Genomic DNA, 14,637 nt, shown 5'->3' with positions numbered 1-14,637 from the left:
TCTAGGCCCTCATCGCGATGATGCGGCGCGCGGCGTTGAGGCCGGGCGCGCCGGAGATGCCGCCGCCCGGATGCGAGCCGGAGCCGGCAAGGAACAGTCCTTCGAGCGGCGTGTCGTAGCCCGACCAGCCGGAGACCGGCCGCGACATCAGCATCTGGTCGGCCTGCAGCTCGCCATGGTGCCAATGGCCGCCGGGCATGCGATAGCGCGCCTCGATATCGGCCGGGGTCAGCAACTCGGCGTGGCGCACCGTCGCGCCGATGCCGGGCGCATAGGTTTCGAGCTGCGCCATGATTGCTCTCAGGAATTTCGGCTTGCCGGAGGTCCAGCCCTCTTTCAACGCATAGGGCGCGTATTGCACCACCGCCGAGAGCACGCAGGCGCCTGAAGGAGCGACCGATGGATCGACGAGGCTGGGCAGCGTGATCTCCATCACCGGCTCGGGCGAGAACTCACCATATTTCGACGGGTTGAAGGCACGTTCGACATGGACGGGCGAGGGGGCAATGACGAGGCGGCCCTTGTGGCCGGCGGCATCGACACCTGAGAATTGCGGTGGGCGGTCGAGCGCCAGATGGAGCTTGGCCGCGTCGCCCTTCATGCGGATGTTCTTCACCTTACGCACGAAGCCGGTGTCGACCTCGCGCGGGCCGACGAGATCGAGGATCGTCGTCGCCGGGTTGACGGCGGAAACGACGGTCTTTGCCCGCAGCGTCTCGCCGCCCTGCGTGACGACGCCGACGGCGCGACCTTTCTCGACGATCACCCTGGCGACCGGCGAAGCACGGCGGATGGAAACGCCGGCCTTTTCCGCCGCCGCGCGGATGGCGGCGACGACGGCGCCCATGCCGCCTTTCGGCTGGACTTGCGCGCCGGCGAGGCCGCCAATCTCGCCGGCAAGCCGGTAATAGAGGCCGAGCAGCGAGGTCGGCGAGCGTGGCCCCAGATGCGAGCCGAGCGTCGCGTCGAAGGCAAGCAGGCCCTTCAGCCGATCATCCGAAAGCTGCTCGTCGAGCAGATCGTAGACATTCATCAGAAGCACGCGCAGGAAATCGCGCATGTCTTCCTTGCCGAGCCGCTTCAGCGCCAGCGCCGTCTGGCCGAGCCCGGTCATCTCGGCGAGCGACATGTTGCCGAGATCCGGCGGCCGGCGCGACAGGAAAGGCTTCAGCACGCCGGCATAGCGCAGCAACTGCGCGCGCAGCTCTTTCCAGGCGGATTGCTCCGCCGAGCTCGCGCCGGTCAGCACCTCGCCATAGGCGCCGTGCAGCGTAAGCGGGCCGTCCTTCGACAGCACCACCGAGGGCACGAAGTCGCCGCGCTCGACCGTAAGCCCGTGCCGTTCCAGCTCCAGCGTCTTCACTACATCGGGATGCAAGCGGTTCAGCAGGTGGGCGATCGAGGAAACACGGAAACCGGGTGCGAATTCCTCGGTGCGCGCGGCGCCGCCGACCTCGTTGCCGGCTTCGAGCAGCAGCACCTTGCGGCCGGACTTGGCGAGCGTGGCGGCGGCGACGAGGCCGTTATGGCCGCCGCCGATGACGATCGCATCCCAGTTCAAATCAGATGACGTCATGGGCCGGGCTCATATGCAGGCTTGGTTTGGCGAGATCGCGCAGGATCTCGGCGGCGGCGTTGCGTCCCGGCGCGCCCATGACGCCGCCGCCCGGGTGCGTGGAGGAGCCGCACATATAGAGCCCGCCTACCGGCGAGCGGTATTGCGCGTAGCCCGGCACCGGACGGTTGAACAGCAACTGGTCGAAGGTGAGCTCACCCTGGAAGATGTTGCCTTCGGTGAGGCCGACCTCGGCCTCGATCTCGCGCGGTGTGCGCACCTCCATGTGGACGATGCGGTCGCGGAAGCCGGGCGAATATTGCACGATCTGGGAAATCACGCTTTCGGCGAAGCCGTCGCGGTCGACATCGGTCCAGTCGCGCCCGTCGATCTTGGGCGGCGCGTATTGGACGAAGCAGCTCATGAAATGCTTGCCGGGCGGCGCCATGGTCGGGTCGAGCGTGGTTGGGATCATCATGTCGAGGAAGGGATCGGCCGACCAGCGCCCGGCCTTCCAGTCGTCATAGGCGCGCTCCATGCGCTCGATGGAATCGGTGAAGTGCATGTCGGCGCGATAGACTGGCGAATCCTTCGGCAGAGCCGGGAATTCGGGCAGTGAATCCAGCGCGATGTTGACCTTGCCGGACGAGCCGCGAATTTTGAAATTCCGCACACGGCGCAGGAAGATGTCGGGCAGTTCCTTCTCTTCGACCAGCTTCAGGAAGGTGCGCTTGACGTCGGCATTCGAGATGATGAGCTTGCCGTAGATCTCCTCGCCGCCGGCGAGCACCACGCCCTTGGCCTTGCCGTTCCTGATCAGCACATGGTCGACCTCGGCGCCGGTGCGGATGGTGCCGCCGCTGACCTTGAAGGAGGCAGCCAGCGCCTTGGTGACGGCGCCCATGCCGCCGCGCGCATAGCCCCAGGCGCCGACCGAGCCGTCGACCTCGCCCATATAATGGTGCAGCAGCACGTAAGCCGTGCCGGGCGACATCGGCCCAAGCGCCGTGCCGATGATGCCGGAGAGGGCGAAGTTCGCCTTGATGACGTCGGTCTCAAAATACTCGTCGAGGAAGTCCGAGATCGACATCGTCCAGAAGCGCAGGGTCAGCGCCATCTCCTCGGCCGACAGGCCGGCGAATTTTTTCCCCAGATGGAGCAGCTCACCGAGGTCGCGCGGCCTAAAACTGGTCGGGTCGGGGGCGGTGCGCATCAACAGCGGCTGGATGAAGCGGCACTGCCTGGTGACGTCGCGCGAATAGCGGTCATAGGCCTCGGCGTCGCGCTTCGAGAAGCGGGCGAACTCGCGGCGATGCGCATCGTGGTCGCGGTAATTGGCGAGATAGTCGCCATCGCGCGTGAATACGGCACCGCCTTCATAGGAGATCACCTGCAGGCCGAAGCGCGGCAGCTCCAGGTCGCGCATGATCTCGGGTCGGAACAGCGAGCAGACATAGGAACAGTTGGAGTAGAGGAAGCCCGGCGTCAGCTCGCGGCTGGTCGCCGCGCCGCCAACCCAGTCGTTCTTCTCAAGAACCAGCACGTCGAGCCCGGCGCGCTGCAGGTAGCAGGCGTTGACCAGGCCGTTATGGCCGCCGCCGATGACGATCGCGTCCCATGCCTTCATGCGCGCTCACCCTCCATCCGGTAGGCCTATCTTCTTGTTTTTGCGCAACTCCAGACGGAAAACCGCTTCACGTTTTTCCGGGGGATTGCTCGGTGCGTTTGTTCCCTGATCGCTCGAATTTGGCATGGATCACGGCATTTTGTCCAGCCATATTGAATGAATGTTCAACAAATGGTGTTGCGTTTTTCTGTTAATGCGCTAGGCTTTGCCCGTATCTCTGGACTGATCCACATCGGCAGTTAGGGCTGAAGATCCGATGATCGACACGGCGGACGCCGAGCCGGAATATGACGATGCCGCCATCCGCTTTCTCGAAGCGCTGTGGGGTGAGGGCTACCTGTCGCCGGGCGGTCCCGAAGAGGTCGACCGCGTGGTTGAAGGTCTGTCGCTCAGGGGCAAGACGATCCTCGATATCGGCTGCGGCGCCGGGGGCATCACTCTGCATCTGGTGGCAGCGCACGGCGCGGCTCGCGCGACCGGCTTCGACGTCGAAAAGCCGGTTATCGAGACGGCAAGGCGAGGGGCGACAAGGCAGGGGCTCGAGGATCGCGTCAGCTTCGTCCAGGCGCCGCCGGGACCGCTGCCTTTTGCCGACGCCTCCTTCGACGTCGTCTTCTCCAAGGACGCGCTTTTGCATGTGCCGGACAAGGATGCGCTGTTCGTTGAAATCTTCCGCGTGCTGAAGCCTGGCGGGGTCTTCGCCGCGTCGAACTGGATGATCGGGCATGACGGCGAACCGTCGCCTGAGATGAAGGCCTATATCGCGGCCGAGGGGCTCTCCTTCGCCATGGCCTCGCCGGCGCGCTATGGCGAAGCGATGCGGAGGGCCGGCTTCACCGACATCACGGTGCGCGACCGCAATCCATGGTACCGCGAGGTCGCGCGCGAAGAACTTTCGCGGCTCAAGGGGCCGCTCTACGCGCAGGCCGCGGCAGCGGTCGGCGCGGCCTATGTCGACAAGAACATCAGGACCTGGGAGGCGATGCAGAAGGTGCTTGACAGTGGCGAGCACCGCCCCACTCATCTGCGCGGTTGGAAGCCGGTTGGATAGCCGGCGATGCTGGAGACCGTCACACCCATGAAGACCGAGGCGAGCGATGCTCTCTCCGAAACGGCGCAAAAAGGCGATGCCGAAAAACGCGGCCGCAAGGCCTCGAAAGAGGTCCGGCGGTTGCAGCTGATCGAGGCGACGATCGATTCCCTGGCCAAGCGCGGCTATGCCGAAACGACGATGGCCGATGTGGCAGACGGCGCGGGCCTGTCGCGCGGCATCGTCAATTTCCATTTCGAGAGCAAGGAAAAGCTGCTGATCGCCACGCTGCAGCATATGTATGATGAGTATTCGGCGCATTGGCGCACCGCCTTGCAGAAGGCCGGCGACGATCCGGCCAGGCAGCTGCAGTATCTGGTCTGGGCCGATTTCGACCGTTCAATCTGCAACAAGCGCAAGCTCGCCGCCTGGCTCGCCTTCTGGGGCGAGGCCAAGTCGCGGCCGACCTACCAGGCGCTGAGCAGCTCGCGCGACGCCTATTACCAGCAGGTCTTCATCGATCTCTGCGCGACGCTCAAAGAGAGCGGCGGCTACAGCTATGAGCCCCAGGTCATAGCGCTGGCGCTCAGCGCCATGCTCGAGGGCCTGTGGCTGCGGCTGATGATGGGAACGGAAGACACCACGCGAGAGACCGCGTTGCAGGCGGCGAACGCGTTCTTGGCCGCCGCCTTCCCGAAACACTATGGCTAGCAAAGGATGGGGCTAGCAAAGGATGGGGCTAGCAAAGGATCGGGCTAGCAAAAGCCGGGGTTAGCAACAGCCGGCCGAACAAGACCGGCAAAACCAAAAGAGGATGGGAACAGCATGAAGAAACTCAGCCGACGCCTGACTTTGACCTTGGCGCTTGGCGGCGCGCTCGCGGCTTCGGCGGCGGCGTTCGCCGTTGCCGCCGACAAGGACCTGATCGTGTTCGACTGGTCCGGCTACGAGGATCCGAGCTTCCATGGCAAATATGTCGAGAAGAACGGCGACTCCCCGACCTTCGCCTTCTTCGGCGACGAGGACGAGGCGTTCGAAAAGATCCGCTCCGGCTTCAAGTCCGATCTTGGCCATCCCTGCTCGCAAAGCGTGGTGAAGTGGCGCGAGGCCGGGCTCTTGCAGCCGCTCGATACCTCCAAGATCGTCGGCTGGAAGGATCTCAATCCCGGCATCATGGCGATGAAGAACCTCGCCACCACGCCCGACGGCAAAGCCTGGTTCATGCCCTGGGACTGGGGCGATACCCAACTCACCTACAATTCCGACAAGATCGCTGAAAAGGACGTGCAGTCGCTGAAGGCCTTCGCCGATCCGAAATACAAGGGCAGGGTCTCGATCGGCGACAATGTCGATGACGCCTACGCGCTGGCCAGCCTCGCCATCGGGCTCAAGGACTGGACCAAGATGACGGACGACCAGTTCAAACAGGCGTCCGATTTCCTGCGCCAGGTGCACAAGAACGTACGCTCCTACTGGACCGACACCACCGACATCGTGCAGCTGCTCTCGGGCGGCGAGGTCGACCTCGCCTGGGCCTGGAACGATGCGACGGTGCAGTCGGTCAAGGCCGGCGTGCCGATCAAGTCGAAGAAAGACACCGACGAAGGCATCTCGACCTGGGTCTGTGGCTACGTCCTGTTCAAGGACGCGCCAGGCAACGTCGACAAGGCCTATGATTATCTCAACGCGGTCAACGACCCGGAAGTCGCCAAGGTGCTTGTCAAGGATTGGGGCTATGGCCAGGCCAACGCCAAGGGCATGGCCGGCGTCGACCCGGCAATCCTGAAGGAAAAGGGCTACGACAACGTGGAAAAATGGGTCGACAAGACGCTGTTCCAGCAGCCGCTGCCCTCGGAGCTCAAGCTCAAGATGATCGCCGAGTTCGAGAAGATCAAAGCCGGCTATTGAGCCGAATTTAAACGGCCCGCTCACTTGCGAGCAGAGCAAAGTGACGGGCTCGCCAAAGCCCGGGAATTCTCCTAACCTCCCTGATGCGTTCGATGGGGGAGTTCTCGCGCCATGATGCTTCGCCGCCTTGTCCTTGCCGCCGTCGTCACCATTGGCGCGGGCACAGCCTATGCGCTTGCCGAAGGCGGCGGCGACCTCGTCGTCTTCGACTGGTCCGGTTATGAGGACCCGCTGCTGCATCCGGCCTATACCATCAAATACGGCGCCGAGCCGACCTTCTCCTTCTTCGGCGACGAGGACGAGGCCTTCGAGAAGATGCGCGCCGGCTTCAAGGCCGATATCGCGCATCCCTGCTCGCAAAGCGTGGTGAAATGGCGCGAGGCAGGGTTGCTGCAGCCGCTCGACACTTCGAAGATCGCCGGCTGGAAGGACCTCAATCCCGGCATCATGGCGATGAAGGATCTCGCCACCACCGCCGACGGCAAGGCATGGTTCATGCCGTTCGACTGGGGCAACACCTCGCTGCTCTACCGCACCGACAAGGTGACGGCGGACGAGGCGCAGTCGCTGAGGATTTTCGCCGATCCAAAGTTCAAGGGCCGCGTCACCATCGGCGACAATGTCGACGACGCCTATGCGCTGGCGAGCCTGGTCATCGGCCTGAAGGACTGGACCAAGATGACCGACGAGCAGTTCAAACAGGCCTCCGCCTTCCTGCGCGACGTTCACAAGAATGTCCGCTTCTACTGGACCGACGACACCGATCTCAACCAGGCTTTCACGGGCAACGAAGTCGACCTGGTCTGGGGCTGGAACGAGACCTATGTGACGCTGAAAGGGCAGGGTCTGCCTATCGCCATGAACCGCGACACCAAGGAAGGCATCTCGACCTGGGTGTGTGGTTATGTGCTGCTCAAGGATGCGCCGGGCAAGCTCGACCAGGCCTATGAGTTCCTGAGCGCCGTCAATGCGCCGGGTGTTTCGGAGTATATGGTCAAGACCTTCGGCTACGGCCACGGCAACAGCGCGGGCATGGCGGCGATGGACCAGAAGCTGCTCACCGAGCGCGGCTTCGACAATCTCGACAAATTCCTCGACAAGACGCTGTTCCAGCAGCCGGTGGCGCCGGATTTGAAGCAGCGCATGGTCGCCGAGTTCGAGAAGATCAAGGCCGGCTATTGAGCAGCATCGTTGAAAGAACCGACGTCGTCATCGTCGGCGCCGGCTTCACCGGCCTGTCCGCCGCGTTTGAATTGAAGCGCGCCGGCACCGATTTCCTTGTGCTGGAGGCGCGCGATCGCGTCGGCGGCAGGGTGGAGGCTGTCCGCAACGGACTCGGCGAGCTGATCGACAGCGGCGGCCAGTTCCTGTGCCAAGACATGCCCGAAGTGATGGCGCTGGCCAAGGCCCACGGCAAGGCCTTCGTCGAGACCTATATCGACGGCGAATTCCTCACCCATCCGTCGATGACGCCGGCCCGGGCGGAGCGGACCTATCATGTCTCGATGGCGATCCGCGAGCGCATGAACCGGATTGAACCGGACGATCCGGCGATAGCCGGGCTGACCGTCGCCGATTGGCTGGAACGCCAGCACGATGAGGCCGATGCCAAGGCCGCTTTCCGCTCGCTGGTCGAGGGCCTGTGGTGCCTGGCGGCGGACAAGGTGCCGCTCTGGTACCTGATCGACAATGACCGCCGCATCACCAACGAGGTGTTCGAGCTGCAGTATTTTCTGGGCGACACCATGCAATCGCTGGCCGAGGATCTGGCCGGCGACCTCGCCGACCGGCTGCGGCTCGGCGAAGCCGCGACGCGGATCGAGCATGGGCCGCAAGGCGTTCGCGTCGTCTCGGCCCGCGGTGTCATCGAAGCGCGCCAGGTTCTGATCGCGCTGCCGCCGGCGACGGCCGCGAAGCTCGACTTCGTGCCTGCCCTGCCGGCGGAGCTCGCAAGCGCGCTCGGCGTCTGGGAAAGCGGCGCGGTGATCAAGATCCTGGTGCGCTACGCAAAGCCGTTCTGGCGCGAGTGGGGCCTGTGCGGCATGGTGATGTGGCGCGACCAGCCGGGGCTGTTTGCCTGCGACGCCAGCAAGGATGCCGATCACGCCGCGCTTGTGGTGTTTGTCGGCGGGCCGCTGGCGCTGCGCTGGCATCCGCTCGGCGAGACGGCGCTGCAGGCGGAAATCACCGCGAGGCTTGTCCAGGCGCTTGGCCCACAGGCCGCCGACATCGTCGATTTCAGCGCGCGGGACTGGACGCATGACCGCTGGAGCGGCGGCGCCTATAGCGATCTCATCATCGATGTCACGGCGCGCGATGCCGAGCGTGTGATCCTCGCCGGCGCGCCGTCGGTCCATTTCGCCGCTTCGGAGGTCTCGCCGTCTTTCCCGGGTTATGTCGAGGGCGCGATCGTCGCCGGCCGCATCGCGGCCGGAAAGATTCAGTCGGCCATCGCCACCAGAGCTTCGGGATCGTAGGCGAGGCGGATCGGCGCGCCGACGGGAATGTCGTCGGCGCCGAAATCGTTGGTCTCGGTCACCGAGAGCGGTTTTTCGAGCCCCGGTATCTCAACGATCAGATGGGTGATCTCGCCGAAATAATGGCGCTCGACAACCTTGCCGGCCACTTCGAATTTCGCCGTCGCGTTGTCCCACAGAACGCGCAGGCGCTCGGGCCGGATGCCGAGCGTCGCCGCGCCGCCATTGCGCACGAAAGCCTTCGGCTTATCGGTCCTGACGCGGCCGAAGCCCAGCGTGTCGAGCACCAGCGAGGCGCCGTTCTCCTCGACGATCTCGGCCTTGACGAAATTCATGCCGCCAAGGAAATCGGCCACCTGGCGGTTGACCGGGCGCTGGTAGATCTCCTTCGGCGAGGCGACCTGTGCAATGCGGCCACCGAACATCACCGCGATGCGGTCCGACATCGCCAAAGCCTCGTACTGGTCGTGCGTGACCAGAACGAAGGTGATGCCGACCGCCTGCTGCAGGCGGCGCAATTCGACCTGCATCTGCTCGCGCAGCTTCTTGTCGAGCGCCGAAAGCGGCTCGTCGAGCAGCAGCACCTTCGGTCGCATGACCAGGGCGCGGGCCAAAGCCACGCGCTGGCGCTGGCCGCCGGAAATCTCGGTGGCGCGGCGCTTGCCGAGGCCGGTCAGCGACACCTGCGCCAGCGCCTCCTCGACGCGGCGCTTCTCCTCGCCGGCGTCGAGCTTCAGCCGCTTCAGCCCATAGGCGACATTCTGCTCGACATTGAGATGCGGGAAGATCGCATAGCTCTGGAAGACCATGTTGGTCGGCCGGCGGTTGGCGGGGATGCCCTCCATCGGCTGGCCATCGACGGCGATGGAACCGCCGGTCGGCGTGTCGAAGCCGGCGATCATGCGCAACAGCGTGGTCTTGCCGCAGCCTGAGGGTCCGAGCAGCGAGAAGAACTCGCCTTCGCGGATCGCCAGCGAGGCATTGTCCAGCGCCTTGAACGATCCGTAGCTGCGGGTCACGTCGCGGATCTCGATCATGGTCCGGTCGGTTTGGATGCGCTCGGATTGGACCTGCTCAAGCATAGAGGCCTCCCTCGTTCTGGGTGCGTCTGGCCGCGCGGCGGCGCAGGATTTCGGCGATCGTCATCAGCACGAAGGATGCGAGGAGCAGCAAGGTGCCGAGCGCCAGCACGCCGGGAAGCTTGGCCGCGAAGCGCAGCTGGCCCCAGATGTAGATCGGCAGCGTCGCCTCGGTGCCGGTGAGGAAGAAGGCGATGATGAATTCGTCCAGCGAGATGGTGAAGCAGACCAGCAGGCTGGAGATGATCGCCGGCGCGACCATCGGCAGCGTCACGCGCCGGAAGGTGCCGAAGGCGCTTTCGCCGAGATCGGCGGAAGCCTCCTCCAGGCTGCGGTCGAAACCCTCGAAGCCGGAGGTCAGCACCGTCATCGAATAGGGGATGCAAACCAGAACATGGCCGAGCACCACGGTGAACAGCGACAGGCTGAGGCCCAGCTGCAGCATGACCAGCAGCATGGAGATCGCGACGATCACTTCCGGCAGCACCAGCGGCGCCATGATCAGCCCGTTGATGGCGCGGCGGCCCGGGTAGCGGTAGCGGGTGATGGAGCGGGCGGCGAGGATGCCCAGCACCGTCGACAGGATCGAGGCGGAGACGCCGACGATCAGGCTGTTCCAGGTGGCGTCGATCAGCGCCGGCGTTTTCGGCAGGTCCTCGTACCAGTGCAGCGTGACGCCGGAGAGCGGGAATTTCGGTGTCGCCGCCGTGTTGACCGAGAAGATCGGCAGGAAGATCACCGGCAGATAAAGGAAGAGGATGTAGAGCGTGGCGTAGCTCGACAGCCATCCAGGCAGGAAACGTCTCGTCGCCGTCATCGTGCCAGCCTCTGCAAAGCGCGGATGACCAGCACCGTGGCGCCGGCCATCAGCGAGGCGATGATCATCGTGGTGACGGAGAGCGCGGCACCCAGCGGCCAGTTCGACGCCTTGCCGAACTGCGCCTGGATGGCGTTGGCGATCATGACGCCGTCCTTGCCGCCGACGAGCTTCGGCGTGACATAGTCGCCGACGGTCGGGATCATGACGATGAGCGCCGCCGAGATGACGCCGGGCGCCGACAGCGGCAGGGTCACGCGCAGGAAGGAGCGCAGCGGCCCGTCGCCGAGATCGGTCGCCGCTTCGACCAGGGTTCGGTCGACCTTTTCCAGCGAAACGAAAATCGGCAGGATGGCGAAGGTCGCCCAGGCATGGGTGAGCGTGATGATGACGGCGCTGGAATTGTAGAGCAGCGCGTCCGACGGCTCGCTGATGATGCCGAGGCCCATCAGCCCGGAATTCAAGACGCCGTTATAGCCAAGGATCACCTTCCACGACATCACGCGCAGCAGGTAGCTCGTCCAGAAGGGGATGGTGATGAGGAACAGCCACAGGCTCTTGTGGCGGCCGCCGTGGAAGGAAATGAAATAGGCGATCGGGTAGGCCAGCGCCACCGTCAACAGGCTGACCGTCAGCGAGATGTAGAGCGAGCGCCAGAGCAGGTCGCGGTAGATCGGCTCGGTCAGCGCGATCCGGTAGTTCTCCAGCGTGAAGGTGTGGTCGATGGTGAGGTAGTTCTGCGTCCAGAAGGAATGGGCGATGACGACCAGGATCGGCAGGACGAGAAGAATAAGGGCGTAGACGAAGGTGGGACTGATCAGGGCAAAGCCCTGGACGGCTTCCGATTGCAGAAGGGGATTTCGCCTGGCCCCCGCCATACGCAACGGGGGCGACCCTTCCGCGGCAACCGTCATTGCAGCGCTCCAGGCGTGATTTCGGTAGCTGGCTCGGACTGTCCCGCCATGCGGCCTTCCCATTCGCAGTGCCGGCCGCCTGTTCCCGATTTATGCTCGGAACGTGATCGCTCCTGGCTTGCCGGCTTTCCTTCATCATGAGCGTATCCGCCGATTGAAATCAAGCGCTATTTCTGCAATATTGATTGAACGAACATTCAAAATGAAGCGATGAAAAGCCGAATTTCCTTGGTTTTCCGCGCTGTTGATGTGCGATAAATTTCTGCAACCCGGTGGTGTGAGGCGAAGATGGCGGCTCAAAGCAAGATCAAGGCAAGCGAACTGATCGGGCCTGGCGATGACGACGCGGTCGAGCTCGCCAAGCGCCATCTCGTCCAGCCCTGGCCCTATGCCGGCTCGGTCGGCGACGAGGCGCGCACGCTGATCGGCGAGGGCTACGGCATCTACATCACCGACGCCTCCGGCAAGCGGCTGATCGACGGCCCGGCCGGCATGTGGTGCATCAATGTCGGCCACCGCCGCGAGGAGCTGGCCAAGGTCATGTACGACCAGGCGATGGCGCTCTCCTACAACACGCCCTGGTACACGATGAACGCGCCCTCGGCCGAGCTCGCGCGACGAATCGCAGACGCGGCGCCGGGCGATCTCAGCCACACCTTCTTCACCACCGGCGGCTCGTCGGCGGTGGAAACGGCGCTGCGCTTCATGCAGTTCTACAACAATGTGCGCGGACGGCCGGAGAAGAAGCTGATCCTCAGCCGCGGCGGCGCCTATCACGGCTCGACCTATCTCTCGGCCTCGCTCAACGGCCGTCCGCGCGATCACGACTGGATGGACGGCGCAAGCGATCTGGTGATCAAGCTTTCCTCGCCGGATCCGTTCCGGCGGCCGAAGGGCATGAACGTCGCAGCCTTCACCGATTTCCTGGTCGACCAGTTCCGCGACACCATCGCGCGCGTCGGCGCCGAGCGCGTCGGCGCCTTTGTCGGCGAGCCGGTGCAGGCTTCCGGAGGCGTCGTCGTGCCGCCGGACGGGTATCTGAAGCGCATCCGCGAGATCTGCCGCGAGAACGATATCCTCTATGTTTCAGACGAGGTGGTGACCGGCTTCGGACGGCTCGGTCATGTCTTCGCCTCCGGAGACGTGTTCGGCATCGATCCGGATATGATCACCTTCGCCAAAGGCGTTACGTCGGGCTATTTCCCGCTCGGCGGCGTCATCATCTCCGAGCGGCTGCTCGAGGAGTTGCGCCGCTCCAACCATCCCGATGCGCTGTTCGGCCATGGCCTCACCTACACCAGCCATCCGATCGGCTGCGCGGTGGCGCTGAAGAATCTCGACCTGCTGGAAGGAGGCGTGCTCGCCCACACGCGCGAGATCGCGCCCTATTTCCAGGCGCAGTTGAAGACGCTTGAAGAGCTGCCGCTGGTCGGCGAGGTGCGTGGCCTCGGCCTGATGGCTTGCGTCGAATGCGTCGCCGATCGCGAAAGCAAGGATCCGCTGCAGCTCGACAAGAGTGTCGGCAAACGCATCGACGCGCATTGCCACGAGCTCGGCCTTCTGGTGCGGCCGCTGATCAACATGTGCGTGATGTCGCCGCCGCTGATCATCACCAAGGAGCAGGTCGACGACATGGTGGCGATCCTGCGCGAAGGGATTTCGCGGACGATGGATGATCTCAGGAAGGAAGGGGTGTGGCGGGGGTGATTAGCCTCTTTCCTTCTCCCCGTTTCACGGGGAGAAGGTGCCGGCAGGCGGATGAGGGGCGGCACCGACATTGGCGATTGGGTGCGCACAAGGAACTTCGTCCGTCCGAGATGATGATCTCACCGGCCGGCCGGCGCCAAAATTTCAGTCGGAGGTAGGTTTCTGAGGTTGAGGGCAAGCCAATCGCGCGACGCTGGCGTTGCCCCTCAACCGCCCTTCGGGCACCTTCTCCCCGTAGAACGGGGAGAAGGAAGAGGGCTACCCCCTCGACCGTAGCGCGTCGTTCAGACCCCACATGTCCTTTTCCTCCGGCGCCGCCTCCAGGTTCAGCACCGGGACCTGCCTGCGCAGGTGGTCGTGGTGGGTGCGCACGCCATACTCCAGATCCGACAAGTAGAAGCCTTCAAAAGCCTCCGACAGCATGGATTCGTTCGACCACACCGAAAGCTGCACGTCCTCGTTCATCGTGTCGCGGTCGATGCGGTAGGCGAGGTAGCGCGCCGCGGCCTGCTCTCTTGTCTCGTCCTTGTAGCGGTAGATCGCGCCGCGCAGCAGCGTCTCGCCGGTCGACAACGGGAACTCCTGATAGAACTGGACGGATTCCGGCATGATTGACAGCGCGTTGTTGGGGAAGATGCCGTAATAGATCCAGGCCTTGCGTAGGTGCTCCGGCAGGTGCGTGGCCTCAGGCGCAAGCTTGATGTATTCGCGCACGCTCCAGCGCCGGCCGGCATGCGGATTGTAGGTGGCGAAGGACCGCGACACGCCGTTGATGAAGGGCTCGTCGAAATAGGTCGCGCCGTAGAGGTCCTGCAGCGCCGGATGCGCCATGGCGACGTGGTAGCCTTCATTGTCGACGTCGCGCACCGATTTCCAGTTGACCGGCGATTTCTGGGTCCAGATGCCCCAGGACGGCACCATATCGGCGACGTTGTAATGCGCCATCTCGGCTTCGATGGGCTTCAAGAGCTCGGCTACCGAAGGCTGCGGGCCGCCCTTGCGGAAGCGGATGAAGATGAAGCCCATCCAGATTTCGAGGTCGAGCGGCATCAGGCCGAACTCGGTCTTGTCGAGGTCGGGGAAGGAGCGCGGACGGGCGGCGCCGCGCAGCGTGCCGTCGAGATTGTAGACCCAGCCGTGGAACGGGCACACCAGCGCGTTCTTGCAACTGCCCTGGCTGTCGGCGACGACGCGGCTGCCGCGGTGGCGGCACATATTGTTGAAGGCGCGCACGACGCCGTCCTTGCCGCGCACGATCAGCGCACGCTCGCCGATGACGTCCATGGTCAGATAGTCGCCTGGACTAGGCACGTCGGAGACATGGCCGGCGATCTGCCAGTGATTGCGGAAGACGTATTCCTTCTCGAGCTCGAGAAGGGCGTTGGAGTGATAACTCCACCCCGGCAAACCCCGCCGGTCCCAATCATTGGGGATCGCCACGTCACGGAGATGCGGGTTCATCGGAATGCTCTTCTTTTTGTTGAATACTCATTCAATATACACATATTTCTCATTGAAATGCA

General features: G+C 64.0%; 12 protein-coding genes. 6 read left to right on the top strand and 6 right to left on the bottom strand.

Annotation, left to right across the window (positions count from 1 at the left end):
* Position 1 precedes the first annotated feature (1 nt).
* Both DPM35_RS23255 and DPM35_RS23250 read right to left on the bottom strand, forming a co-directional pair.
* On the bottom strand, positions 2 to 1,576 hold the full coding sequence (locus DPM35_RS23255) for a phytoene desaturase family protein (RefSeq protein WP_112129563.1): 1,575 nt from the start codon (positions 1,574 to 1,576) through the stop codon (positions 2 to 4).
* Positions 1,563 to 3,182, bottom strand: coding sequence for a phytoene desaturase family protein (locus tag DPM35_RS23250; protein ID WP_112129562.1), 1,620 nt, complete (start codon positions 3,180 to 3,182; stop codon positions 1,563 to 1,565). The genes DPM35_RS23255 and DPM35_RS23250 overlap by 14 nt, the downstream gene beginning before the upstream one ends.
* Before the next feature lie 256 nt (positions 3,183 to 3,438).
* Here DPM35_RS23250 and DPM35_RS23245 point away from each other — a divergent pair, with 256 nt between their 5' ends.
* The 5 genes from DPM35_RS23245 to DPM35_RS23225 all read left to right on the top strand — a co-directional run bounded on the left by DPM35_RS23245 (position 3,439) and on the right by DPM35_RS23225 (position 8,597).
* Positions 3,439 to 4,233, top strand: coding sequence for a class I SAM-dependent methyltransferase (locus tag DPM35_RS23245; RefSeq protein ID WP_112129561.1), 795 nt, complete (start codon positions 3,439 to 3,441; stop codon positions 4,231 to 4,233).
* 6 nt (positions 4,234 to 4,239) lie between these two features.
* Positions 4,240 to 4,923, top strand: coding sequence for a transcriptional regulator BetI (betI, locus tag DPM35_RS23240; RefSeq protein WP_112129560.1), 684 nt, complete (start codon positions 4,240 to 4,242; stop codon positions 4,921 to 4,923).
* A gap of 114 nt (positions 4,924 to 5,037) precedes the next feature.
* A complete protein-coding gene (locus tag DPM35_RS23235) occupies positions 5,038 to 6,120 on the top strand; it encodes an ABC transporter substrate-binding protein (RefSeq protein WP_112129559.1) in 1,083 nt (360 codons plus the stop codon).
* A gap of 114 nt (positions 6,121 to 6,234) precedes the next feature.
* Positions 6,235 to 7,302 (top strand): extracellular solute-binding protein, encoded by a 1,068-nt coding sequence (locus tag DPM35_RS23230; protein ID WP_112129763.1) that lies wholly within the window; start codon positions 6,235 to 6,237, stop codon positions 7,300 to 7,302.
* The gene (locus DPM35_RS23225) at positions 7,299 to 8,597 is read left to right on the top strand and encodes a flavin monoamine oxidase family protein (protein ID WP_112129558.1); all 1,299 of its coding nucleotides are present in this window, start codon (positions 7,299 to 7,301) and stop codon (positions 8,595 to 8,597) included. Before DPM35_RS23230 ends, DPM35_RS23225 begins: the two co-directional genes overlap by 4 nt.
* On the opposite strand, the gene DPM35_RS23220 is transcribed toward DPM35_RS23225, so the two are convergent.
* From DPM35_RS23220 to DPM35_RS23210, 3 genes are read right to left on the bottom strand one after another with little or no spacing between them, the layout of a single operon-like run.
* On the bottom strand, positions 8,561 to 9,634 hold the full coding sequence (locus tag DPM35_RS23220) for an ABC transporter ATP-binding protein (RefSeq protein WP_112129762.1): 1,074 nt from the start codon (positions 9,632 to 9,634) through the stop codon (positions 8,561 to 8,563). The genes DPM35_RS23225 and DPM35_RS23220 overlap by 37 nt on opposite strands.
* A 37-nt stretch (positions 9,635 to 9,671) precedes the next feature.
* A complete protein-coding gene (locus DPM35_RS23215) occupies positions 9,672 to 10,493 on the bottom strand; it encodes an ABC transporter permease (RefSeq protein ID WP_112129557.1) in 822 nt (273 codons plus the stop codon).
* Positions 10,490 to 11,407, bottom strand: a complete 918-nt coding sequence (locus DPM35_RS23210) for an ABC transporter permease (RefSeq protein ID WP_112129556.1) — start codon at positions 11,405 to 11,407, stop codon at positions 10,490 to 10,492. The genes DPM35_RS23215 and DPM35_RS23210 overlap by 4 nt, the downstream gene beginning before the upstream one ends.
* A 288-nt stretch (positions 11,408 to 11,695) precedes the next feature.
* On the opposite strand from DPM35_RS23210, the gene DPM35_RS23205 reads away from it, so the two are divergent.
* The gene (locus DPM35_RS23205; protein WP_112129555.1) at positions 11,696 to 13,114 is read left to right on the top strand and encodes an aminotransferase; all 1,419 of its coding nucleotides are present in this window, start codon (positions 11,696 to 11,698) and stop codon (positions 13,112 to 13,114) included.
* Between the two features lie 258 nt (positions 13,115 to 13,372).
* Here DPM35_RS23205 and DPM35_RS23200 read toward each other — a convergent pair whose 3' ends face one another.
* The gene (locus tag DPM35_RS23200) at positions 13,373 to 14,575 is read right to left on the bottom strand and encodes an aromatic ring-hydroxylating oxygenase subunit alpha (protein WP_112129554.1); all 1,203 of its coding nucleotides are present in this window, start codon (positions 14,573 to 14,575) and stop codon (positions 13,373 to 13,375) included.
* Between the last annotated feature and the right edge of the window lie 62 nt (positions 14,576 to 14,637).

This window comes from Mesorhizobium atlanticum (assembly GCF_003289965.1).
Classification (GTDB): domain Bacteria; phylum Pseudomonadota; class Alphaproteobacteria; order Rhizobiales; family Rhizobiaceae; genus Mesorhizobium; species Mesorhizobium atlanticum.
This window is presented reverse-complemented; position numbering and strand designations above follow the sequence as displayed.